Here is a 22,320-nt window from a genome sequence, read left to right as displayed (position 1 = left end):
CGTATGCAGAAGGTCGTTCCTGCATACGGTCCCGCCATGACTCCCCTCGCCCTCAGGAGCACCCATGACGCTCTCGACCCCTCCACCGTCGGTGGTGGAGCTGCCGGTCGCCTCGCTGCCCACCGGCCTGCGGATCGGCGGCGAGCTGCTGCCCGGGCGCGCCGAGCCCATCGACGTGGTCAACCCGGCGACCGGCGTGGTCATCGCCTCGGTCGCCGCCGCCGACGCCGAGGACGTCGATGCGGCGGTGCGCTCGGCGCACGACACGTTCCGCTCCGGCGTGTGGAGCCGCATGGCCATCCACGACCGCGCCCGGTTGATGCACCGCTTCGCCGACGGCATCGAGGCCCGCATGGAGGACCTCTACAAGCTGGAGACGATGAACAACGGCCGGCCGATCACCGAGACCAAGGCGCAGATCACCCGGCTGTCGGAGTGGTACCGGTACAACGCCTCGCTGCTGCTGGCCGACCGCGACGCCGTGGTCCCGCTGCGCGGGGACTACCACGCCTACACCAGCCGCTTCCCGCTGGGTGTGGTGGGCATCCTGGCGCCGTTCAACCACCCGATGATGATCGCGTCGAAGAGCCTGGCGCCGGCGCTGGCCACCGGCAACAGCGTCGTCCTCAAGCCCTCCGAGCAGACGCCGCTCACCGCGATGCTGCTCGCCGACATCGCCGCCGACGCGGGCATCCCGCCGGGCGTGCTCAACGTCGTCAACGGCTACGGCGCCACCGCCGGCGCCGCTCTGACCGAGCACCCGCTGGTCAAGAAGGTGGTGTTCACCGGCGGCACGGAGGTCGGCCGGGCCATCTCGATCGCCGCCGCGCACCGGTTCGCCAAGGCCACCCTGGAGCTCGGCGGCAAGTCGCCGGTGCTCGTCTTCGACGACACCCCGGTCGACACCGCCGCCCGCGGCGCGGCGTTCGCCGGTTTCATCGGCGCCGGGCAGACCTGCATCGCCGGGAGCCGCCTGCTGGTCCAGCGCGGCATCTACGACCAGGTGGTCGACGGGCTCGCCGCCCAGGCGCAGCAGATCCGCATCGGCGACCCGTCGCTGCCCGAGACGCAGCTCGGCCCGGTCATCTCCGAGCGGGCCCGCACGCGGATCCTCGGCCACGTCGAGAGCGGCCTGGCCGAGGGCGCCCGGCTGGTCACCGGCGGCCGGGCCGCCGACGTCCCCGGCTTCCCGGATGGCTTCTTCATCGAGCCGACCGTGCTGGCCGACGTCCGCAACGACATGCAGATCGCGCAGCAGGAAATCTTCGGCCCGGTGGTCGTGGTCATCCCGTTCGACGACGAGGACGAGGCGGTCCGGCTGGCCAACGACTCGCCGTTCGCGCTGGGCTCGGCCATCTGGACCCGCGACGTGGCGCGGGCGCACCGCGTCGCGCAGCAGCTGGAGATGGGCATGGTGTGGGTGAACGACCACCACCGCCTCGACCCGTCGTCGCCGTGGGGCGGGCTCAAGGAGAGCGGCACCGGCCGCGAGGGCGGGTGGGAGTCGTTCCACGACTTCACGCACGTCCGGGCGGTCACCGTCCGCACCGCCGCCGACGACGTCGACTGGTACGGCGGCCGCGCGACGGGACGGCTGAACTGATGGCCGGCTTCGGCATCTCCCCCGTCACCGACGGCGTCGCCGTCGCCGAGCTCGACCGCGGACCCGAGAACCTGTGGACGCTGGCCGACCTGCGCGAGCTGATCGCCTTCCTGGTCGACCCGCCGGCCGACGCGCACGTGCTGCGCATCCGCTCACGCGGCGAGGCGTTCTGCCTCGGCCGCGAGCGCGGGGGGACCAGCACCGCCCCCGGTGCCGTCCGCGGCGAGGCGGAGACGCTGACGACGGTCACCCGCGCGCTGCGCGACACCCGGCTGGTCACCGTGGCCGAGGTGCAGGGCGACGCCGCCGGCTTCGGCGTCGGCGTCGTCGCGGCGTGCGACGTGTCGGTGGCCGTGGCCGACGCGCGGTTCTCCTTCCCGGAGGTCGGCATCGGCCTGGCCCCGGCGCTCGTGCTGGCCTGGCTGCCCCGGGTCGTCGGCCGCCGGCAGGCCTTCTGGCTCACCGCCACCGGCGAGAAGATCAGCGCCGCGCGGGCCCAGGAGCTCGGCCTGCTCAACGGGGTCGTCGCCTCGGCCGAGGAGCTGCGCAAGGACGTCGACGACCGGGTCGCCCAGCTGCGCGCCCGCAGCCCGCGGGTGCACGCCGACATCCGCGACATGCTGCGGGCGTTCGGCGCCGTCGGCGACGACCAGGCGCTGGACATGAGCCTCGACCGGCTCGTGGTCGGCTCGCTGCGCCGCGGGGAGGGGTGAGCGCCGGGTGAGCGGTGGAGCCGCCGGCAGCCGGGTGGCCGAGGGCCTGCGCGACCGGCTGCGGACGGGCGCGCTGCCCCCGGGCACGCTGCTGTCGCAGTCGGAGATCGCGGCGGAGTACGGGGTCAGCCGCATCCCGGTGCGCGACGCGCTGTACCTGCTGTCCGCCGAGGGGCTGGTCGAGCTCGGCCCCGCCGGAGCGGTCGTCGCCGGGCTGTCGATCCGGGAGCTGCAGGAGCTCTACGAGATGCGCGAGGCGATCGAGCCGGTGGTCACCGGCATCGCCGTGCCGAACGTCGGTCGCGCGGAGACCACCCAGATGGCCGCGCTGCTCGACCGGATGGAGAGTGCGGACATCTCACCCGCCGAGTGGCTGGAGGCCAACGCGCAGTTCCACGCGCTGGTCTACACGCGCGCCGACCGGCCGCGGATGGTGGCCCTGACCGAGCAGCTGCGCCGGCAGACCGACCGCTACGTCTACCTGCACCTCGAGGTCATCGGCGACGTCGAGCACCTGCACGAGGAGCACCGGCGCATCCTCGCCGCCGTCCGGCGGGGCGACCCCCGCGAGGTCGCCGACCTCACCCGCCTGCACCTGGAGACCTCGCACGACTTCATCCTGCGGTACCTGCTGCGGACCGCCCCGGCCGACGACGGGGAGGCCGAGAGCGCCGCGGGCTGAGCCGCTCGGCAGCGACGCGACCGCAGGCGCGCGGCCGGGCCCTAGCGGTCGCGGGCGCGCAGCTCCCGGCGCAGCAGCTTGCCCGTGACCGTCTTGGGGAGCTCGTCGAGGACCTCCACCAGACGGGGGTACTTGTAGGCCGCCATGCGCTCCCGGCAGAAGGAGACGAGCTCGTCGGCGGTGGCGGTGCGGCCCGGGCGGAGGCTGACGTAGGCCTTGACCGTCTCGCCGCGGTACTCGTCGGGCACGCCGACCACGGCGGCCTCGCGCACCGCCTCGTGCTCGTACAGCACGTCCTCGACCTCGCGCGGCCAGACCTTGTAGCCGCCGGCGTTGATCTGGTCCTTCTTCCGGTCGACGACGTAGAACCAGCCGCGCTCGTCCATGTAGCCGACGTCGCCGGTGCGCAGCGCGCCGCCGGGCAGCGCCGTCGCGGTCTCCTCGGGCTTGCGCCAGTACCCCGGCACGACCTGGGGGCCCGCCGTGACGATCTCGCCGACCTCGCCGGGCGGCAGGTCGCGGCCCTCGTCGTCGACGATGCGCACCACCGTGTCGAACAGCGGCACCCCGACCGACAGCGCGCCGGAGGCCTCGTCGACCGGGGCGTCGGCGCCGAAGGGGACGGCGTGCGACGGGGAGGTCGTCTCCGTCAGCCCGTAGATGTTGTGGATGTAGTGCCCGAAGGCGGACGCGAAGGCGCGGACGGTGCTCGGCGGGATCGGCGCGCCACCGGACCAGATGCGGGTCAGCGACGACAGCGCCTCGCGGTCGGCGCCGGGCGCGTTCATCAGCGCGATGAACACCGTGATCGCGCCGACCGTGAACGTGGGGCGCTCGGCGCGGATGGTGTCGACGGCCAGCGACGGCTCGAAGCGGTGGAAGAGCACCAGCGGCGCCCCCAGCAGCAGGGCCAGGGTGACGTGCCCGATGAGGCCGGTGATGTGGAACAGCGGGGCGACGCCGAGGATGACGTCGTCCGCTCCGAGGCCGCACCACTCCCGGTACGTCTGGCTGTTGAAGACCACGTTGCCGTGGGTGTTCATCGCACCCTTGGGCGGTCCGGTCGTGCCCGAGGTGTAGGTGAGGAAGGCCGGCTCGTCCGGGCCGAACTCCACCGGCGGCGGCGTCCGCCCCCGGTGGCGCCGCAGCATCCCGGCGAGGTCGACGGTGCCGGGCGGCAGCTCCGGCGGCTCGACGCCGGCGAACGCCCGCGGGTCGTCCCGGCTCTGGTGCTCCCGCTCCGAGGTGGTCAGCACCAGCCGCACGTCCGTGGCCGGGACGACGTCGGAGGCCACGTCGCGCCACAGGCCCTGCAGGCACACCAGCACCCGGGCACCCGAGTCGCCGAGCAGCAGCTGGAGCTCACGCGCGCGGTTCATCGGGTTGATCGAGACCGCGATGCCGCCGGCCTTCCACGTGCCCACCAGCGCGATGACGAACTGGGGCACGTTCTGCAGGTAGAGCGCCACCCGGTCGCCCCGCTCGAAGCCCTCCTCGAGCAGCCCGGCGGCGAAGGCGTCGCTGAGCTCGTCGAGGTCGCGCAGCGTGATGCGCCCGTCGAAGTAGCGGATGGCGTCGCCGTCGGGGTCGCGGGCCACCGACGCCCGGAACATCGCCAGCGCGTCGCGGAACTCCGGGGTCAGGCCGCTCGGCGTGCCCTCGCCGTAGCTGGCCAGCCACGGCCGGCTGTCGTAGGGGGACGCGGTCGCCACCGGGTCACCGTCCGGCCAGTGCGGCGAGCCGGTCGCCGACCTCGGCGGTGCGAAGGGGTGCCTGCCCGTCGCGGGTGGACAGCTCGAAGGCGACGGCCGCCTCGACCTTGCGGGCCTCGTCGCGCCGGCCCATGTGCTCGAGCAGCAGGCCGACCGACAGCACGGCCGCGGTCGGGTCGGCGACGCCCTGGCCGGCGATGTCGGGCGCCGATCCGTGGACCGGCTCGAACATGCTCGGGTTGGTGCCCGACACGTCGAGGTTGCCGCTGGCCGCCAGGCCGATGCCGCCGGTCACCGCGGCGGCGATGTCGGTGACGATGTCACCGAACAGGTTGTCGGTCACGATGACGTCGTACCGGCCGGGGTCGGTGATGAAGAACATCGAGGCCGCGTCGACGTGCTGGTAGCCCACCGTGACCTCGGGGAACTCGGCCGACAGCTCCTCCACCGTCCGGGACCACAGCGACCCGGCGTACGTGAGCACGTTGGTCTTGTGGATGAGCGTCAGGTGCCGGCGCGGCCGGGCGACGGCCCGCTCGAAGGCGTACCGGACGACGCGCTCGACGCCGAAGGCGGTGTTGATGCTGACCTCGGTGGCGACCTCGTGCGGGGTGTCGCGGCGCATCACCCCGCCCGTCCCCGCGTAGAGCCCCTCGGTGCCCTCGCGGATGCAGAGCATGTCCACCTCGCCCGGCTCGGCGAGCGGGCTGGTCGCACCCTCGAACAGCCGGGCCGGCCGCAGGTTGACGTGGTGGTCGAGCTCGAAGCGCAACCGCAGCAGCAGGCCCCGCTCGAGGATCCCGCTCGGCACCCCGGGATCACCGATCGCTCCCAGCAGGATGGCGTCGTGCTGGCGCAGCTCGTCGAGGACCGCGTCGGGCAGCAGCTCCCCGGTCCGCTGCCAGCGGGCGGCGCCGAGGTCGTAGGTCGTGTCCTCCACGTCGGGCGCGATGGCGCGGAGGACCTTCAGCGCCTCCCCCACGACCTCCGGACCGATGCCGTCACCAGGAATCACAGCCAGGCGCATGGGGCGCAACCCTAGGTCAGAAGGGGTTGAGGTCGGCCGCGCGGGCCTCCCGGGCGCCGATCCGGGCGGCGATGTCGCCCAGCAGCTCCGGCGGCACGGGGCTGTCGACGATGACGGCCATGAGCGCCTCACCGCCGCGCGTGGTCCGGCTGACCTGGGCGCCGGCGATGTTGACCGACGCCTCGCCCAGCGCGGCGCCCACGGTGCCGACGACGCCCGGCCGGTCGGTGTAGGTGAAGAACAGCAGGTAGCCGGACGCCTCCAGGTCGATCTCGAAGCCCGCGACCTCGGTGAGCCGGGGGACCTGGTTCTTGCCGTAGAGGGTGCCGGAGACGGTGACCTGGCTGCCGTCGGCCATGGCACCGCGGACGGTGACCAGGTTGCGGTAGGTGGGGCTCTCCAGATCGCTGGTCAGCGCCACCTCGAGGCCGCGCTGCTCGGCGAGCAGCGGTGCGTTGACGTAGGTGACCTGCTCCTCGACGACGTCGGTGAACACGCCGCGCAGCACCGCCAGCGAGAGCACCGAGACGTCGAACTCGGCCAGCTTGCCGCGCACGTCGACGGTGACCGACTGGGCGAGCCCGCCGGCGACCGCGGTGAAGACCCGGCCCAGCTTCTCCGCCAGCGGCAGGCCCGGCCGGACGTCCTCGGCGACGACGCCACCGGCCTGCACGTTGACCGCGTCGGGGACGAACTCGCCCTGCAGCGCCAGCCGCACCGAGGTGGCGACCGCGGTGCCGGCCTTGTCCTGCGCCTCCGTCGTGGAGGCGCCCAGGTGCGGGGTCACGACGGTGTTGGGCAGCTCGAACAGCGGGCTGTCGGTGCACGGCTCGGACTCGTAGACGTCGAGGCCGGCGGCACCGACCTGGCCGGACTTCAGCGCGTCGGCCAGCGCCTGCTCGTCGACCAGCCCGCCGCGCGCGGCGTTGACCAGGATGACGCCGCGCTTGGTCGTGGCCAGCTCGGCGGCGCCGATCATGCCGAGCGTCTCGGGTGTCTTGGGCAGGTGGACGGTGATGAAGTCCGATTCGCGCAGCAGCTCGTCCAGCGGTACCAGCCGGACGCCGAGCTGCGCCGCCCGGCCGGGCTGGATGTAGGGGTCGTAGGCGATCAGGTCGACGCCGAAGCCGGCGAGCCGCTGGGCGACCAGGATGCCGATCCGTCCCAGCCCGATCACGCCGACCGTCTTGTCGACGACCTCGACGCCGGTGAACTTCGACCGCTTCCACTGCCCCTCGCGCAGCGACGCGTCGGCTGCCGGGATGTGCCGGGCGGCGGCCAGCAGCAGCGCGACGGCGTGCTCGGCGGCGCTGACGATGTTCGACGTGGGCGCGTTGACCACCATGACGCCGCGCTCGGTCGCGGCCGCCACGTCGACGTTGTCCAGGCCGATGCCGGCGCGGGCCACGACCCGCAGGTTCGGCGCGGCGGTCAGCGCCTCGGCGTCGATGCGTGTGGCGCTGCGGATGAGCACCGCGGCCGCGTCGGCGAGTGCGGGCAGCAAGGCCGCGCGGTCGGTGCCGTCGACGTGCCGGATCTCCACCTCGTCGCCGAGCACGTCCAGGACGCTCGGCGCGAGTTCTTCGGTGATCAGGACGACGGGCAGGCTCGTGGTCACGGACGGACAGCCTAGGGAGGCCTGGTGAGCGGGCGGGCAGCCGCCCCGACCGGCCCGGGTGACCTCGCCACCCGGACGGGGAGCGCCCGGCTTGCCCCGCCCGTCGCCGCGCGGGAATCCTGGCCCTCGACGCCGCGCGTCCGATCGAACGGCGCCCGCGGCCCGACGGAGGGGACCATGAGCGACGAGCGGGACGACCAGCACCGTCGGGACACCGCCCCGCAGCCGCCGGCGAGCGGCAGCCCGGAGAACAGCACGCCCGGTCCGGCCGGCACGGAGAGCAGCACGCCCGGCCCCGGCCACACGCGGCCCTACGAGTGGCCACCGTCCGGCCAGCAGCAGGCCGACCCGTACGGGCAGAACCAGCCCGGCCAGGGCCGGCCCGGCCAGGGCCGGCCCGGGCAGGGCCAGCCCGGCCAGCCCGGCCAGCCCGGCCAGGGCCAGTACGCGCAGTACCCGCCGGCCCAGTACGACCAGTACCGCCAGGGCCCGTACGCGCAGTACCCGCAGGGCCAGTACGAGCAGCCCGGGCAGGGCCAGCCCGGGCAGTACGGGTACGGGCAGTACGACCCGGGTCAGTACGGCCAGTACGGGCAGGGCCAGTACGGGCAGGGCCAGTACGGCTACCCGGCCGGCTACGGCCCCTACGGCCAGTCCGTCGTGCCGGCCAAGCCCGCGCCGGTCGTCGTCGCCGCCGTCCTCGGCATGGTGTTCGGCGCCCTGGGCGTGCTGGTGTCCCTCGCCGTCGTGCTCGGCGGCGCCGCCCTGTTCGGGCTGGCCGGCGCCCTGCAGGACGGGAGCCTGGGCGAGGACCCCTTCGGCACCGGCGTCGATCCCTTCGCCGGCCTCGGCGCCGACGCGTCGAACGCCTTCGGCGTCGGCCTGCTCGTCGTCGGCCTGCTCGTCGTCGGCTGGACCGTGCTCACGCTGTGGGGTTCGGTGTGGGCGCTGACCGGCCGCAGCCGCGTGCTGCTGCTCGTCGGCGGGTCCATCGCGGTACCGGTCACCCTGCTCGGGCTCCTGGGTGTCGCGACCGACCCGACGACCGGCGGCGGTGCCGCGTTCTTCAGCCTGGTGTTCTTCCTCGCCGCGGTGGCGATCGTCGTCCTGCTCTCGCTGCGGACGTCGGCGCGCTTCTTCGGCGCGCACCGGGCCCGCCGCGCGCTGACGGCGACGACCGGGTTCCCGTCACCCTCCCGGTGACGGGGCCCGGTCGGCTCGCTCAGCCTCGGGCCGCGGTGCCGGTGTAGTCGTCGGACGCCGACACCCAGCTCATCAGGCCGCGCAGCTGCCGGCCGGTCTCCTCGATCGGGTGCGCCTCGGCCTCGGCGCGGCGGCGCTTGAAGTCCGGCGCCCCGGCGTCCTGGTCGGCGATGAACCCCGCGGCCCAGGAGCCGTCCTTGATGCGGGCGAGGACGTCCTTCATCGTCTCCTTGACCCGCGCGTCGATGATCTTCGGCCCGGTGGTGTAGTCGCCGTACTCGGCGGTGTCCGACACCGACCAGCGCTGCTTGGCGATGCCGCCCTCGTACATCAGGTCGACGATGAGCTTGAGCTCGTGCAGGCACTCGAAGTAGGCGATCTCCGGCTGGTAACCGGCCTCGGTGAGGGTCTCGAAACCCGCGGTGACCAGCGCCGACATCCCGCCGCAGAGCACCGCCTGCTCACCGAAGAGGTCGGTCTCGGTCTCCTCGGCGAAGGTGGTCCTGATGACCCCGGCACGGGTGCCGCCGATGCCCTTCGCGTAGGAGAGGGCCAGGGCGAGCGCGGAGCCGCTGGCGTCCTGCTCCACGGCGACCAGGCAGGGCACGCCCTTGCCGTCGCTGAACTCCCGGCGCACGAGGTGGCCCGGACCCTTGGGCGCGACCATGGCCACGTCGACCCCGGCCGGCGGCTTGATGTAGCCGAACCGGATGTTGAAGCCGTGGCCGAAGAACAGCGCGTCGCCGTCCTGCAGGTTGGGCTCCACCGACTCGGCGTACAGGGTCCGCTGCACGTGGTCGGGCGCCAGGATCATGATCAGGTCGGCCTCGGCGGCCGCCTCGGCCGGGGTCACGACGCGGAGGCCTTCGGCCTCGGCCTTGGCGCGGCTCTTCGAGCCCTCCGGGAGGCCGACGCGGACGTCGACCCCCGAGTCGCGCAGCGACAGGGCGTGGGCGTGCCCCTGGCTGCCGTAGCCCAGGACGGCGACCGTGCGCCCCTGGACGATCGAGAGGTCGGCGTCGTCGTCGTAGAAGATCTCGGCGGCCATGCTCAGTTCGTTTCCCTTCGGACGGTGAGGTACTGGAACGGCCACCCTTCGGGGGCCCGCGCCGAGCCTGCGAGGCGTGGGGGAAGGGTGGTCCTTCTTCAGGCCGTGCGCTCGACCGGGCGCAAGGTACCGGCGCCGGACATCGCGCGCGGCCCCCGGGCCAGCGCGACGGTGCCCGACTGGGCCATCTCCTTGATGCCGAACGGGGCCAGGACGGCGAGCAGCGCCTGCAGCTTGTCCGGCGTCCCGGTCGCCTCGAGGGTCACCGTGTCGGTGTTGACGTCGACGACCCGGGCGCGGAAGAGCTCCGCCGTCTGCAGCACCTGCGTGCGGTCGGTCAGCGGCGCGCGCACCTTGACCAGGAGCAGCTCGCGCTGCACGGATGCGACGTCGAGCTCGACGATCTTGATGACCTCGATGAGCTTGTTCAGCTGCTTGGTGATCTGCTCCAGCGGCTGGCTCTCCGCGTCGACCACGATCGTCATCCGCGACAGGTCCGGGTTCTCGGTGGGTCCGACGGCCAGCGACTCGATGTTGAAGCCGCGCCGGCTGAACAGTGCCGACACCCGCGCGAGCACCCCGGACTTGTTCTCGACCAGCACCGACAGCGTGTGGCGACTCATGGATGATGTTCCTTTCGCGCTCGGATGGGCCGCGGTGGCCCCGTTCCGGGGGCCCGCCCCGAGCGGAGCGAGGGGTGGGGAGGACGGGGTCCGCTGACAGGAGGTGGGCGGAGGGGTCCTTCTGCTAGACCTGCCCGTCGCCGAAGACCGGGCGGACGTCGCGGGCGGCCAGGATGTCGTCGTTGCTGGCGCCCGCGGCGACCATCGGCCACACCTGGGCGTCGTGGCCGACGACGAAGTCGATGACCACCGGGGCGTCGTCGATGGCCATCGCCTTCTCGATGACCGCGTCGACGTCGTCCTTGTTCTCGCAGCGCAGCCCCACGCAGCCGAGCGCCTCGGCCAGCGCCACGAAATCGGGGATGCGCACCGGCTTGGGCCTGCCCTCGGCGTCCTGCGGGTGCAGCTTCGTGTTGGAGTAGCGCCCCTCGTAGAAGAGGGTCTGCCACTGCCGGACCATCCCGAGGTTGCCGTTGTTGATCACCGCCACCTTGATGGGGATGCCCTCGATGGCGCAGGTGGCCAGCTCCTGGTTGGTCATCTGGAAACAGCCGTCGCCGTCGATGGCCCACACCGTGGCCTCCGGGCGGCCGTATTTGGCGCCCATCGCGGCCGGCACGGCGTAGCCCATCGTGCCCAGGCCGCCGCTGTTGAGCCAGGTGGCCGGCTTCTCGTAGGAGATGAACTGGGCTGCCCACATCTGGTGCTGCCCCACGCCCGCGGCGTAGATCGCGTCGGGTCCGGCGATCGCGCCGAGCCGCTCGATGACGTACTGCGGCGACAGCGAGCCGTCCTCCGGCCAGTCGTAGCCCAGCGGGTAGCGCTGCCGCCAGCTGTCGCACTGCGCCCACCACGCCGACAGGTCCGCCCGGTGACCGGCCTCGTGCTCGGCGCGCAGGGCCGCCACGAGCTGCGTGATCGTCTCCTTGACGTCGCCGACGATCGGCACGTCGGCCTTCCGGTTCTTGCCGATCTCGGCCGGGTCGATGTCGGCGTGCACGACCTGGGCGCCGGGCGCGAAGGTCGACAGCCGGCCGGTGACCCGGTCGTCGAAGCGGGCGCCCAGGGCCACGAGCAGGTCGGCCTTCTGCAGGGCCGTCACCGCCGCCACCGTGCCGTGCATCCCGGGCATGCCCAGGTGCTGGGGGTTGCTGTCGGGGAACGCGCCGCGTGCCATCAGCGTGGTCACCAGCGGCGCACCGGTCAGCTCGGCGAGCTCGGCCAGCTCCTCGGTCGCCCCGGCCTTGATCACCCCGCCGCCCACGTACAGCACCGGCCGGCTCGCTCCGGCGAGCAGCGCCGCGGCCTCGCGCACCTGCTTGCCGTGGGGGCGCGTCGTCGGCTTGTAGCCGGGCAGGTCCATCCGCGGCGGCCAGGCGAAGTCGGTGGTCGCCTGCAGGACGTCCTTGGGGATGTCCACCAGCACCGGCCCGGGCCGGCCGCTGGCCGCGAGGTGGAAGGCCTCGGCGATCCGCTGCGGGATGTCCGCGGCGTCCGTGACCAGGAAGTTGTGCTTGGTGATCGGCATGGTGATGCCGCGGATGTCGGCCTCCTGGAAGGCGTCGGTGCCGATCGCGTGGCTGGGCACCTGCCCGGTGATCGCCACGATCGGCACCGAGTCCATGTAGGCGTCCGCCAGCGGCGTCACCAGGTTGGTGGCACCCGGCCCCGATGTGGCCATGCACACCCCGACCCGCCCGGTGGCCTGCGCGTAGCCGGTGGCCGCGTGCCCGGCGCCCTGCTCGTGGCGGACCAGCACGTGCCGCACGCGCGAGTCGAACAGCGGGTCGTAGGCCGGCAGGATGGCCCCGCCCGGGATGCCGAAGACCACGTCGACCCCGACGGCCTCCAGCGAGCGGACGAGGCTCTGCGCCCCGGTGATGCCCGTCGCCGGCTCGGTGACGCTCCGCGGCGGCTGCTCCGCGGCGCCGACGGAGCCGGCCACCGTCTCGACGCCGGCCAGCGCGGCGGCGGCGTCGCGGGTGGCGGACGGGCTCGGGGTGGTGGTCATCTGGGTCTCTCCCTGGGCGCGGGGGGCGGGCGTTCCGTGGTTTGCGGCCTTCCGGCCAACAAAAAACCCCTCGTGCCGCAGGCACGGAGGGGTGGGCGCGTCGGTCGGGCGACCGGCGCGCTAGACGATTACGAGGAGGCGAGCCCACGGCACGGGGACACTGTGCGCCCTGGCGACGGGCGGCGTCAACCAAGCCGTCCCATGGACTGGGACGCGTCGTCGTCCGCAGTGGGACGGGAGCTCGCGGAGCAGGGCGGCAGCGCGTCCGGGCCGCGAGCGCGTTCCGGGCCCGGAGCGGCGGGCCGTCCGCCGCCGGGGCGAGCCCCCCGGTGCCCGGTCCCGGTCCAGCGGGACCCCACCAGGCCCGGCCACAGCCGGCCGGCGTCGGCGGTGAGCACCACCCGGAGCGTCGCCAGCGGTACCGAGCGGCAGAGCAGGAACCCCTGGGCGGAGCCGCAGCCGACGCCGCCGTCCGGGTGGAGCCCGGCCGGGCGACGCGGCCGACCACCGCCCCGGTCGCGGTCAGCCGCAGACGGCGCCCCGGGCGGCGGAGCTCACCAGCTTGGCGTACTTGCCCAGGACGCCGGTCGTGTAGCGAGGCGCCGGCGGCACCCACCCGGCCCGCCGGCGGGCGAGCTCGACGTCGTCGACGAGCAGGTCCAGCGTGCGCGCCCCGAGGTCGAGCCGGATCGGGTCGCCGTCGCGGACCAGCGCGATCGGCCCGCCCTCGGTGGCCTCCGGGGCGACGTGGCCGATGCACAGACCGGTGGTGCCGCCGGAGAAGCGGCCGTCGGTGATCAGCAGCACGTCCTTGCCCAGCCCGGCGCCCTTGATCGCGCCCGTCACCGCGAGCATCTCGCGCATGCCGGGTCCGCCCTTGGGTCCCTCGTACCGGATCACCACGACGTCCCCGGTGCGCAGCGTGCCCTCGGTGACGGCGTCCATCGCCCCCTGCTCGCCGTCGAAGACACGGGCGGTGCCCTCGAAGACGTCGGTGTCGAAGCCGGCGGACTTGACGACGGCGCCGTCCGGCGCGAGCGAGCCGCGCAGGATCGTCAGCCCGCCGGTGCGGTGGATGGGCTGGTTCATCGCGTGGATGATCGCGCCGTCGGGGTCCGGCGGGGCGATCTCGGCGAGGTTCTCGGCCATCGTCCTGCCGGTGACGGTCAGCGCCTCGCCGTGCAGCAGGCCGGCGTCGAGCAGGGCGCGCAGGACCACCGGGACGCCGCCGATCCGGTCGACGTCGGTCATCACGTACCGGCCGAACGGCTTGACGTCGGCCAGGTGCGGCGTGCGGTCGCCGATCCGGTTGAAGTCCTCGAGCGTCAGGTCCACCCCCGCCTCGTGCGCGATGGCCATCAGGTGCAGGACGGCGTTGGTGGAGCCGCCGAGGGCCATGCACACGGTGATCGCGTTCTCGAACGCCTCGCGGGTCATGATCTGCCGGGCGGTGATGCCCTGGCGCAGCAGGTTGACCACGGCCTCGCCGGAGGCGACCGCCACGGCGTCGCGGCGGCTGTCGACGGCCGGCGGCGCGGCGCTGCCGGGCAGCGCCATGCCGAGCGCCTCGGCCACGCTGGCCATCGTGTTGGCGGTGTACATGCCGCCGCAGGAGCCCATGCCCGGGCAGGCGTTGCGCTCGATCTCGCCGAGCTCGGCCTCGGTGATCTTCCCGGCGGCGCAGGCGCCGACGCCCTCGAAGACGTCGATGAGGGTGAGGTCCTTGTCGCCCAGCTTCCCCGGCAGCGTGGAGCCGGAGTAGACGAACACGCTGGCCAGGTCGAGCCGCGCGGCGGCCATGAGCATGCCGGGCAGCGACTTGTCGCAGCCGGCGAGCAGCACGGTGCCGTCGAGCCGCTCGGCGAACACGACCGTCTCCACCGAGTCGGCGATCACCTCGCGGCTGACGAGCGAGGCGCGCATGCCCTCGTGCCCCATCGAGATCCCGTCGGAGACGGAGATGGTGCCGAACTCCAGCGGGTAGCCGCCGGCGGCGTGCACCCCTTCCTTGGCCCGCTTGGCCAGCCGGTCGAGGGAGAGGTTGCAGGGCGTGATCTCGTTCCAGGAGGAGGCCACGCCGATCTGCGGCTTCTCCCAGTCGTCGTCGCCCATGCCCACCGCGCGCAGCATCGCGCGGGCCGGCGCCCGGGTGATCCCGTCGGTCACCTCGTGGCTGCGCGGCTTGATCGAGCGGGTGCCGCTGCTGGTGGGTCGGTCCTCGACGGTGGTCACGAGCGGCGATGGTAGGCGCGCGCCCGCGGGCGCCGGGGCCCGGGCGCCCTGGGACCATCGGGAGCCATGGCCACCCCCGTCCGGCTGCGGATGAGCCGCACCGTGCTCGCGCCCGTGGTCGTGTTCGCCCTGGCGCTGCTGCCGGTGGCGCTGGCCTCGCCGTGGGCGGCGCCGGTCCTGGTCGTGCCGGTCGTGCTGGCGGCCGGGCTGCTGCGCATCGGGGCCGACGTCGACGACGGCGGGGTCACCGTCCGGTCCCTGGTCGGGAAGCGGCACCTGGCGTGGACCGAGGTGTCCGGCATCCGGGTCGGCCCGCGCACCGACCTGTGGCTGGTCACCACGCGCGGCACCGAGGTGCGGCTGCCGGTGCTGCGCGCGCGGGACCTGCCCCTGCTGTCCGCGGCGTCCGGTGGCCACCTCAGCGTCCCGGCACCGCCCGGCCGCCGTGCCGATCAGTAGTCCCCGACCAGGTTGACCAAGGGCTCCCCGTCCAGGATCCGGCGCACCTGGTCGGCGACCGCGGCCGCCCCGCGTTCCACGGTGCCGGGGATCTCGCCGCCCACGTGCGGGGTGAGCAGCAGGCCGGGCGCCGACCAGAGCGGGTGGCCGGGCGGCAGCGGCTCGGGGTCGGTGACGTCGAGGGCGGCCCGCAGCCGGCCGGCGACCAGCTCGGCGAGCAGCGCGTCGGTGCGGACGACCACTCCGCGGGCCGCGTTGACCAGCAGCGCGTCGTCGTGCATCGCCGCGAGGAACGCCGCGTCGACGAGGCCGGTCGTCTCCGGGGTGACCGGGACGACGAGGACCACGACGTCGGCGTCCGGCAGCAGCCGCGGCAGCTCGTCGGTTCCCCGCACGCCTTCGCGGGCGGTGCGCGCCACGTAGGTGACCCGCGCACCGAACGGGTCGAGCATCCGCCCGACCGTGCGGCCGATGTCGCCGGCGCCGACGACCAGCACCCGCGCGCCGAACAGGGTGTGCTCGGTGCGGAACGACCACCGGCCGGCGTCCTGCTCGCGCGTGAAGAAGGGGATCCCCCGCTGCGCCGCGAGGGTCGCGGCCAGGACCCACTCCGCGGTCGAGGGGGTGTGGGCACCCCGCGCATTGCACAGCAGCACCCCCTCGGGCAGCCGGCCGACGAAGCGCTCCGCGCCCGCGCTGAGGAGCTGCACCAGGCGCAGCCGCGGCAGGCCCTCGAGGAAGCCGTTGGTGGGCAACCGGGCGCCGCCGGCGCGCGGCACCCAGACCTGCGCCCGCGCCGCCTCGCCGGACGGCGGGCCGTCGTCGGGGTCGACCCGGTGCGCGCGCACCCGCGGGGACACCGCCTCGACGGCGTCGCCGATCTCAGTCGCCGGGACCAGGACGTGCAGGGTCTCGTCGGGGCCGAGGAACGGGGCGTCTGCGGCGGGCACGTCGCCGACCCTAGGACCCGCGACGCCGTCGGCCGTCCCGCTCCCGGCGCGGCCGGTCCCCGCGCCCGTACCGTGGACGCCGTGGAGCGGCGGACGTCGGTGCGGGGCCCCCGGCGGCTCCTCCTCGCCGCCCTCGTCCTCGTCGTCTCCGGCGGCCTGCTGGCCGGCTGCGCCGACGACGGCGGGTACGAACCGCAAGGCCCCTTCCGCCCGTTGCCGGAGGGACCGCCGCCGCGGCTCGCCCCGCCGTCGGAGCCGCCGGCCCCACCGCCCCAGGCGCCGGCGTCGCCGGGCTCCGGGGAGGAGGCCGGCGATCCCAACGTGGTCGCCACCGACCTCGTCGTCCCCACCGGACTGGTGGTGCTGCCCGACGGCAGCGCCATCGTCGGCGAGCGGGAGACCGGCCGGCTGCTGCAGGTCTTCCCCGACCGCTCACCGGCCCGGGAGCTGATGACCGTCCCGGGCATCGACACCGCCGGCGACGGGGGGCTGCTCGGGCTGGCCCTCTCCCCCACCTTCGTCGAGGACGGCCTGCTCTACGCCTACGTGTCGACGGCGACCGACAACCGCGTCGTCCGCTTCCCGCTCGGCGGCACGCCCAACCCCGTGCTCACCGGCATCCCGCGCGGCGAGGTGCACAACGGGGGTGGGCTGATGTTCGGCGCCGACGGCGACCTCTTCGTCGGCACCGGCGACGCCGGCAACCCGGCCCTGGCCCAGGACCCGGCATCGCTGGCCGGCAAGGTCCTGCACATCGACGTGTTCGGCCGCCCGGTCGGCGACGGCCCCGTCTTCAGCACCGGGCACGAGGACGTGACCGCCCTGTGCGCGGGTGGCGAGGAGGAGGCGCTGCTCGCCGCCGGGTCCGACGAGCTCAACGCCGTGGTGGAGGGCAGCGACCACGGCTGGCCGACCGCGGGACCGGACACCGTCCGGCCGGTGGTCGACTTCCCCGCGCCCGAGGCCGGCCTCGGCGGCTGCACCGTCGCCGGGCTCACCGTCTTCCTCGGCTCGCTCACCGGCGAGCGGGTGCAGATCGTCGACCTGGACGGCGCGGGCGGGCTGGTCGACGAGCCGCAGGAGATCCTCGCCGGCAGGTACGGCCGGCTGCGCACCGTCGTCCTCGACCCCAGCGGCGGGTTGTGGATCACCACGTCCAACCGGGACGGCGTGGGCACGCCCGAGGACGACGACGACCGGGTGCTGCGCATCGTCCCCCCGACCGCCGAGGGCAACTCCCCGTTGTGAGGGGACGGCAGGTGGCCGCGGTGCGATCCGAGGATCGCCATGTCACAGCACGCGCTGCTCGAGCATCCGCCTGACCGTGGCCGCGTCGGCCTTGCCGCGCGTGGCCTTCATGACCGCGCCGACGAGCGCGCCGAGCGCCTGCACCTTGCCGCCGCGGACCTTCTCGACGACGTCCGGCGCGCCGGCGATCGCGGCCTCGACCGCGGCGACCAGCTCGTCGGACTCCCCCATCACGGCCAGGCCGCGGGCCTGCACGACCTGGGCCGGGTCGCCCTCCCCGGCCAGCACCCCGTCGAGCGCCTGCCGGGCGAGCTGGTCGTTGACGGTGCCCTCGGCGACCAGCCGGGTCAGCTCGGCCACCTGGCGCGGGCTGATGGCCAGCCCGGCGAGCTCGACCCCGGCGTCGTTGGCCCGACGGGCCAGCTCGCCCAGCCACCACTTGCGGGCGTCACCGGGCGTGGCGCCGGCGGCGACGGTCTCGTCGACCAGGCCGAGGGCGCCGGCGTTGGCGATCCACGACATCTCCGTCGGCGACAGGCCCCACTCCTGGCGCAGCCGCGCCCGGCGGGCGGCCGGCAGCTCGGGCAGCGCGGCGGCCAGCTTCTCCACCCATTCCGGGTCCGGGGAGATCGGCACCAGGTCGGGCTCGGGGAAGTACCGGTAGTCGGTCGCCTCCTCCTTGCTCCGACCGGCGGAGGTGGTCCCGGTGTCCTCGTGGAAGTGCCGGGTCTCCTGCAGCACCCGCCGCCCGGCGTCCAGGACGGCGGCCTGCCGGCGCATCTCGAACCGGACGGCGCGCTCGACGCTGCGCAGCGAGTTGACGTTCTTGGTCTCGGTGCGGGTGCCCCACTCGAGGTCGCCGATGGGCGCGAGCGAGGTGTTGACGTCGCTGCGCAGGTTGCCCTGCTCCATCCGCACCTCGGAGACCCCGAGGGCGAGCAGGATGTCGCGCAGTTCGGTGACGTACGCGCGGGCGACCTCGGGCGCCTTCGCGCCGGTGCCGGGGATCGGCCGCGTCACGATCTCCACCAGCGGGATGCCGGCCCGGTTGTAGTCGACCAGCGAGTGGTCCGCGCCGTGGATGCGCCCCGTGGCGCCGCCGACGTGCAGGTTCTTGCCGGTGTCCTCCTCGAGGTGCACCCGCTCGATCTCGACCCGGTAGGTCTCGCCGTCGACCTCGACGTCCAGGTGCCCGGCGGTGCACAGCGGCTCGTCGTACTGGCTGGTCTGGAAGCCCTTGGGGATGTCCGGGTAGAAGTAGTTCTTCCGCGCGAAGCGGCACCAGGAGGCGATCCGGCAGCCCAGCGCCAGGCCGATGCGCACGGTCGCCTCGATCGCCGCCGCGTTGGCCACCGGCAGGGAGCCGGGCAGACCCAGGCAGACCGGACAGGTCTGCGTGTTGGGCTCGGCGCCGAAGGTGGTGGCGCAGCCGCAGAACATCTTCGACGCGGTGCCGAGTTCGACGTGGGTCTCCAGGCCGATCACCGGCTCGTACCGGGTGAGCAGCTCGTCGTAGGCGACCAGCCGGTCGCCCGCGGTCGTCGTCACGGGGTGTCCTCCTTCGAGCGGGAGCCGCCCGCCGTCCCGGCCGTGCGGCCGGTCCACCAGGCGCCGGCGGCGGTCAGCAGGCCGAGGACGAGGAAGACGGCGAAGACGGCGCGACCGGTCACCGCCCACAGCACGACGCCGGCCAGGACGACGAAGACGGTCAGGCCCCAGGCGGCCTTCAGCGCGCCGTTCACCGGGCCTCCGCGCCGGTGCGCGCGGCGAGCTGGTCGAGGAAGCGGGCGCCGCGGGCGTCGTCCTGGGCGGCCTCCAGCGCGGCGGCCACGCGGTAGCAGCGGTCGTCCGCCAGGGCCGGCGCCATGATCTGGAGGCCCACGGGCAGGCCGTCGGAGAGCCCGCAGGGCACCGAGATGGCCGGCACGCCGGCGAGGCTGGCCGGCAGCGTGCACAGGTCGGCGGCGTACATGGCGATCGGGTCGTCGACGCGGGCGCCGAGGGGGAAGGCGACGGTCGGCGTGGTCGGGCTGACCAGGACGTCGACGCCCCCGGTGCCGCCGTCCGCGTCGCGCCCGCCGCCGGCCGGCCCGCCGGCGGCGGAGCTCCCGAACGCCTCGGCGAAGTCGTGGCTGATGAGCGTGCGCACCTTCTGCGCCTGCCCGTAGTAGGCCTCGTAGTAGCCGCTGGACAGCGCGTAGGTGCCGAGGACGATGCGCCGCTTGACCTCCGGGCCGAAGCCGCGCTCGCGGGTGAGCGCCATGACCTCGTCGAGGTCGCGCTCGCCGTCGTCACCGACCCGCAGGCCGTAGCGGACGCCGTCGAAGCGGGCCAGGTTGGACGAGGCCTCGCTGGGGGCGATGAGGTAGTAGGCCGCCAGCGCGAGGTCGAAGGCGGGGCAGGACACCTCGCGCACCTCCGCGCCCAGGCCCTCCAGCAGCGCGACCGCCTCGGCGACGCGGGCGAGCACGCCCGGCTCGTACCCCTCGGCGTGGCCCTCGCCGCCGAGTTCGCGGACCACCCCGATCCGGACGCCGGACAGGTCCCCGGTCGCGCCGCGGCGGGCGGACTCGGCCAGCACCGGCAGCGGCGCGTCGATGCTCGTCGAGTCGCACGGGTCGTAGCCGCCGATGGCCTCGTGCAGGACGGCCGCGTCGAGCACGGTGCGCGCCATCGGGCCGGCCTGGTCGAGGCTGGAGGAGAAGGCGATCAACCCGTAGCGCGACACCGAGCCGTACGTCGGCTTGTGCCCGACCAGGCCGGTGAGCGCGGCGGGCTGGCGGATCGACCCGCCGGTGTCGGTGCCGATCGCCCACGGCGCCAGGCCGCCGGCGACCGCGGCCGAGGAGCCGCCCGACGAGCCGCCGGGGATGCGGGCCGGGTCCCAGGGGTTGCGGGTGGGGCGGTAGGCGGAGTTCTCGGTGGACGATCCCATCGCGAACTCGTCCATGTTGGTCTTGCCGAGCAGCACGGTGCGGGCCGCCTTGAGGCGGGCGGCGACCGTGGCGTCGTAGGGCGGGCGCCAACCCTCGAGGATGCGCGAGCCGCTCGTCGTGGGCACGCCCTCGGTGACCACGACGTCCTTGAGCGCCACCGGGACGCCGGCCAGCGGGCCGAGCCCGGTGCCGGCCGCGCGGGCGGAGTCGACCTCCGCGGCCTGCGCCTGCGCCGCCTCGGGGTCGACGTGCAGGTAGGCGCCGAGGTCGCCGTCCTCGGCCGCGATCCGGTCGAGGTAGGCCCGGGTGACGTCGGCGGCGGCCACCTCGCCGGCCGACAGCAGGCGGGCGAGCTCGTCGGCGGTGCGGCCGGTCAGCTCGGTGGTGGGTGCACTCACGCTTCCTCCCCCAGGATGCGCGGCACCCGGAAGCGGTCGTCCTCGGCGGCGGGGGCGCCGGCGAGGACGACGTCGCGGGGCAGGCTGGGCCGGACGACGTCGGGCCGGGTGACGTTCGTCATCGGCACGGCGTGCGTCGTGGGTGCGACGTCGTCGACCGGCGCCTCGCCCACCCGCGCCACGGCGTCGAGCACCACGGAGAGCTGCCCGGCGAACAGGTCGAGCTCCTCGTCGGTCACCGCCAACCTGGCCAGGCGCGCCAGGTGCGCGAGTTCGTCTCGGGAGAGCGTGCTCATCCTGGTGTGGGACACCCCTTCGTCGCGGTCACGGGGGCCGTCGGTTCCTGTGCCACCGGCACCCCGGGCGGTCGGCGGAGCCGCGCGGTACCGGCGGCCAACCCCGTCACTGTACGCAGGACGACCACCCGGCCCCCTCGGCCGGGAAGGCGCCCGGCGCGGCCCCGCACCGCGCCCGGGGCGGCCCCGCACCGCGCCCGGGGCGGCCCCGCACGTGCCCGGCGCGGCCCTCGCGCCGCGCCGAGGGGGTCGCTCGACCGGAGCGGCACCGGTACGGAAGGCTGGGGGGACCGGCGATCGACGGGGATCGACGACCAGTTGCGTGGACGACCCGGAGGGAACCGTGTCCTACCTGCTGCGCCTGGTGGTCCCCGACCGCCCCGGCACCCTCGGCGCCGTCGCCACCGCGCTCGGCACCGCCGGCGCCGACATCGTCTCCCTCGACGTCCTGGAGCGCGGCGGCGGCCTGGCCGTCGACGACGTCGTGGTCGACCTGCCGCCCGGCCGGCTGCCCGACAGGCTGATCACCGCCGCGCAGGGCGTGCCGGGGGTCGTCGTGGAGTCGCTTCGCCCGTTCTCCGGCTCGCTGGACACCCACCGCGAGCTCGAGCTGCTGGAGCTGCTCGCCCGGGCCGAGGAGGGCACGGCGGTCAAGCTGCTGGCCGCCGAGCTGCCCCGGGTGCTGCACAGCGGGTGGGCCGCGGTGCTCGGCGGCGACGCCGCCTCCGCCGAGCTGCTCGCCGCCTCGGAGGCCGCGCCCACCTTCAACGGGACGGCGCTGCCGTGGCTGCCCCTGACCGCACCGCGGTTGCTGCCCAGCGACGACGACTGGCTGCCCGAGCGCTGGCGCGAGATGGCCATCGAGATGATGGCCGCACCCTTCGGGGGCGAGCGGCGGACGGCGGTGGTGCTCGGCCGCTCGGGCGGACCGGCGTTCCGCCGCTCGGAACTGCTGCGCCTGGTGCACCTGGTCGGGTTGGCCGCGACGGTCGCGCACCTGCCGCCGGCGTGACTCCGCCGCCCGGCGGTCAGGTCGCCGCCGGACCGCCGTCGAACCGCGGGACCGTGCCGGTTCCCGGGCAGCGATGAGGAAGGTATCCCCCGCCGGGTCGGTGCTCCCACCCCGCCCGCGGGGGCGGGATGTCCGGCCGAGCGCTCGGGACCTGGACCGGGCCGGGCGGGCTCAGCGCGGCGTCTGCTGGTGGACCGCGAGCCTCCAGCCCTCGGAGCGGCGGACGTACAGGCTGCTGACGAGCGCCGAGTACGGCGACCCCTCGCGCTCGGCGACCGCGGCGTAGGCCACCACGGCGGTGTCGGCCGTGAGCCGCATCTCGCGGACGTCGTCGAGCCGGTAGGAGCTCCACGGCGGCCCGCCCATCGAGGCGATCACCGCGGCGCGGTCGTCGATCACCGTGCCGCCGGGGAAGAGCATGAGCACCTCGGCGTCGAGCACCTGCTCGTAGAACGCCGTGGCCGCCTCCGGTCCGGTCGCCAGCGCCTGCCAGCCGCGCCGTTCCAGCTCGAGCGGTCCGTCCGCACCCATGCCCAGCTCCCGTCGCCC

20 protein-coding genes are annotated in these 22,320 nt (G+C 74.6%); 7 read left to right on the top strand and 13 right to left on the bottom strand.

Going from position 1 to position 22,320, the window contains the following annotated elements; genetic code table 11:
* Nucleotides 1-64: 64 nt before the first annotated feature.
* Genes OF117_RS05635 through OF117_RS05625 form a run of 3 tightly spaced genes read left to right on the top strand, consistent with a single transcriptional unit; the run spans nucleotide 65 to nucleotide 2,998 of the window.
* On the top strand, nucleotides 65-1,603 hold the full coding sequence (locus OF117_RS05635) for an aldehyde dehydrogenase (RefSeq protein WP_263551825.1): 1,539 nt from the start codon (nucleotides 65-67) through the stop codon (nucleotides 1,601-1,603).
* Nucleotides 1,603-2,316, top strand: coding sequence for an enoyl-CoA hydratase/isomerase family protein (locus OF117_RS05630; protein ID WP_263551824.1), 714 nt, complete (start codon nucleotides 1,603-1,605; stop codon nucleotides 2,314-2,316). Before OF117_RS05635 ends, OF117_RS05630 begins: the two co-directional genes overlap by 1 nt.
* A 7-nt stretch (nucleotides 2,317-2,323) precedes the next feature.
* Entirely contained in the window at nucleotides 2,324-2,998 is a 675-nt protein-coding gene (locus tag OF117_RS05625; RefSeq protein WP_263551823.1) for a GntR family transcriptional regulator, read from the top strand.
* 41 nt (nucleotides 2,999-3,039) lie between these two features.
* Here OF117_RS05625 and OF117_RS05620 read toward each other — a convergent pair whose 3' ends face one another.
* The 3 genes from OF117_RS05620 to serA are packed head-to-tail and all read right to left on the bottom strand — an operon-like array spanning nucleotide 3,040 to nucleotide 7,355.
* Nucleotides 3,040-4,710: an AMP-binding protein gene (locus tag OF117_RS05620; protein ID WP_263551822.1), complete on the bottom strand. Its 1,671-nt coding sequence runs from the start codon at nucleotides 4,708-4,710 to the stop codon at nucleotides 3,040-3,042.
* A gap of 4 nt (nucleotides 4,711-4,714) precedes the next feature.
* Entirely contained in the window at nucleotides 4,715-5,737 is a 1,023-nt protein-coding gene (locus OF117_RS05615; protein WP_263551821.1) for a 3-isopropylmalate dehydrogenase, read from the bottom strand.
* 16 nt (nucleotides 5,738-5,753) lie between these two features.
* Nucleotides 5,754-7,355: a phosphoglycerate dehydrogenase gene (gene serA / locus OF117_RS05610; protein ID WP_263551820.1), complete on the bottom strand. Its 1,602-nt coding sequence runs from the start codon at nucleotides 7,353-7,355 to the stop codon at nucleotides 5,754-5,756.
* Nucleotides 7,356-7,532: 177 nt separating this feature from the next.
* Here serA and OF117_RS05605 point away from each other — a divergent pair, with 177 nt between their 5' ends.
* Nucleotides 7,533-8,558: a hypothetical protein gene (locus OF117_RS05605; RefSeq protein WP_263551819.1), complete on the top strand. Its 1,026-nt coding sequence runs from the start codon at nucleotides 7,533-7,535 to the stop codon at nucleotides 8,556-8,558.
* Between the two features lie 19 nt (nucleotides 8,559-8,577).
* On the opposite strand, the gene ilvC is transcribed toward OF117_RS05605, so the two are convergent.
* From ilvC to ilvD, 4 genes are all read right to left on the bottom strand, one after another.
* Nucleotides 8,578-9,606, bottom strand: coding sequence for a ketol-acid reductoisomerase (gene ilvC / locus OF117_RS05600; RefSeq protein ID WP_263551818.1), 1,029 nt, complete (start codon nucleotides 9,604-9,606; stop codon nucleotides 8,578-8,580).
* A gap of 98 nt (nucleotides 9,607-9,704) precedes the next feature.
* Nucleotides 9,705-10,229: an acetolactate synthase small subunit gene (gene ilvN, locus OF117_RS05595; protein WP_263551817.1), complete on the bottom strand. Its 525-nt coding sequence runs from the start codon at nucleotides 10,227-10,229 to the stop codon at nucleotides 9,705-9,707.
* A gap of 124 nt (nucleotides 10,230-10,353) precedes the next feature.
* Nucleotides 10,354-12,240 carry an acetolactate synthase large subunit gene (locus tag OF117_RS05590; protein ID WP_263551816.1) on the bottom strand — a complete coding sequence of 629 codons (1,887 nt, stop codon included), beginning with the start codon at nucleotides 12,238-12,240 and terminating at the stop codon, nucleotides 10,354-10,356.
* Between the two features lie 522 nt (nucleotides 12,241-12,762).
* Nucleotides 12,763-14,472 (bottom strand): dihydroxy-acid dehydratase, encoded by a 1,710-nt coding sequence (ilvD, locus tag OF117_RS05585; RefSeq protein ID WP_263551815.1) that lies wholly within the window; start codon nucleotides 14,470-14,472, stop codon nucleotides 12,763-12,765.
* A 66-nt stretch (nucleotides 14,473-14,538) separates the two neighbouring features.
* On the opposite strand from ilvD, the gene OF117_RS05580 reads away from it, so the two are divergent.
* Nucleotides 14,539-14,931 carry a PH domain-containing protein gene (locus OF117_RS05580; RefSeq protein WP_263551814.1) on the top strand — a complete coding sequence of 131 codons (393 nt, stop codon included), beginning with the start codon at nucleotides 14,539-14,541 and terminating at the stop codon, nucleotides 14,929-14,931.
* Here the strand turns inward: OF117_RS05580 and OF117_RS05575 are convergent.
* The gene (locus OF117_RS05575) at nucleotides 14,925-15,881 is read right to left on the bottom strand and encodes a 2-hydroxyacid dehydrogenase (RefSeq protein WP_263551813.1); all 957 of its coding nucleotides are present in this window, start codon (nucleotides 15,879-15,881) and stop codon (nucleotides 14,925-14,927) included. The genes OF117_RS05580 and OF117_RS05575 overlap by 7 nt on opposite strands.
* Before the next feature lie 81 nt (nucleotides 15,882-15,962).
* On the opposite strand from OF117_RS05575, the gene OF117_RS05570 reads away from it, so the two are divergent.
* The gene (locus OF117_RS05570) at nucleotides 15,963-17,129 is read left to right on the top strand and encodes a PQQ-dependent sugar dehydrogenase (protein WP_263551812.1); all 1,167 of its coding nucleotides are present in this window, start codon (nucleotides 15,963-15,965) and stop codon (nucleotides 17,127-17,129) included.
* 42 nt (nucleotides 17,130-17,171) lie between these two features.
* On the opposite strand, the gene gatB is transcribed toward OF117_RS05570, so the two are convergent.
* Genes gatB through gatC form a run of 4 tightly spaced genes read right to left on the bottom strand, consistent with a single transcriptional unit; the run spans nucleotide 17,172 to nucleotide 20,759 of the window.
* Nucleotides 17,172-18,677, bottom strand: a complete 1,506-nt coding sequence (gene gatB, locus OF117_RS05565; RefSeq protein WP_263551811.1) for an Asp-tRNA(Asn)/Glu-tRNA(Gln) amidotransferase subunit GatB — start codon at nucleotides 18,675-18,677, stop codon at nucleotides 17,172-17,174.
* Nucleotides 18,674-18,871, bottom strand: a complete 198-nt coding sequence (locus OF117_RS05560) for a hypothetical protein (protein ID WP_263551810.1) — start codon at nucleotides 18,869-18,871, stop codon at nucleotides 18,674-18,676. The genes gatB and OF117_RS05560 overlap by 4 nt, the downstream gene beginning before the upstream one ends.
* The gene (gatA, locus tag OF117_RS05555; protein ID WP_263551809.1) at nucleotides 18,868-20,463 is read right to left on the bottom strand and encodes an Asp-tRNA(Asn)/Glu-tRNA(Gln) amidotransferase subunit GatA; all 1,596 of its coding nucleotides are present in this window, start codon (nucleotides 20,461-20,463) and stop codon (nucleotides 18,868-18,870) included. Before gatA ends, OF117_RS05560 begins: the two co-directional genes overlap by 4 nt.
* Nucleotides 20,460-20,759, bottom strand: coding sequence for an Asp-tRNA(Asn)/Glu-tRNA(Gln) amidotransferase subunit GatC (gatC, locus tag OF117_RS05550; RefSeq protein ID WP_263551808.1), 300 nt, complete (start codon nucleotides 20,757-20,759; stop codon nucleotides 20,460-20,462). Before gatC ends, gatA begins: the two co-directional genes overlap by 4 nt.
* 322 nt (nucleotides 20,760-21,081) lie before the next feature.
* Between gatC and OF117_RS05545 the strand changes: the two genes are divergently transcribed.
* Nucleotides 21,082-21,771 (top strand): ACT domain-containing protein, encoded by a 690-nt coding sequence (locus OF117_RS05545; RefSeq protein ID WP_263551807.1) that lies wholly within the window; start codon nucleotides 21,082-21,084, stop codon nucleotides 21,769-21,771.
* 171 nt (nucleotides 21,772-21,942) lie between these two features.
* On the opposite strand, the gene OF117_RS05540 is transcribed toward OF117_RS05545, so the two are convergent.
* Nucleotides 21,943-22,302, bottom strand: a complete 360-nt coding sequence (locus OF117_RS05540; protein ID WP_263551806.1) for a nuclear transport factor 2 family protein — start codon at nucleotides 22,300-22,302, stop codon at nucleotides 21,943-21,945.
* Nucleotides 22,303-22,320 lie beyond the last annotated feature (18 nt).

Origin of the sequence: Geodermatophilus sp. YIM 151500, assembly GCF_025716945.1 — a bacterium.
In the GTDB taxonomy this organism is placed as follows: Bacteria; Actinomycetota; Actinomycetes; order Mycobacteriales; family Geodermatophilaceae; genus YIM-151500.
The sequence above is the reverse complement of the archived record's forward strand: the minus strand, read 5'-3'. Positions and strand labels throughout refer to the sequence as shown.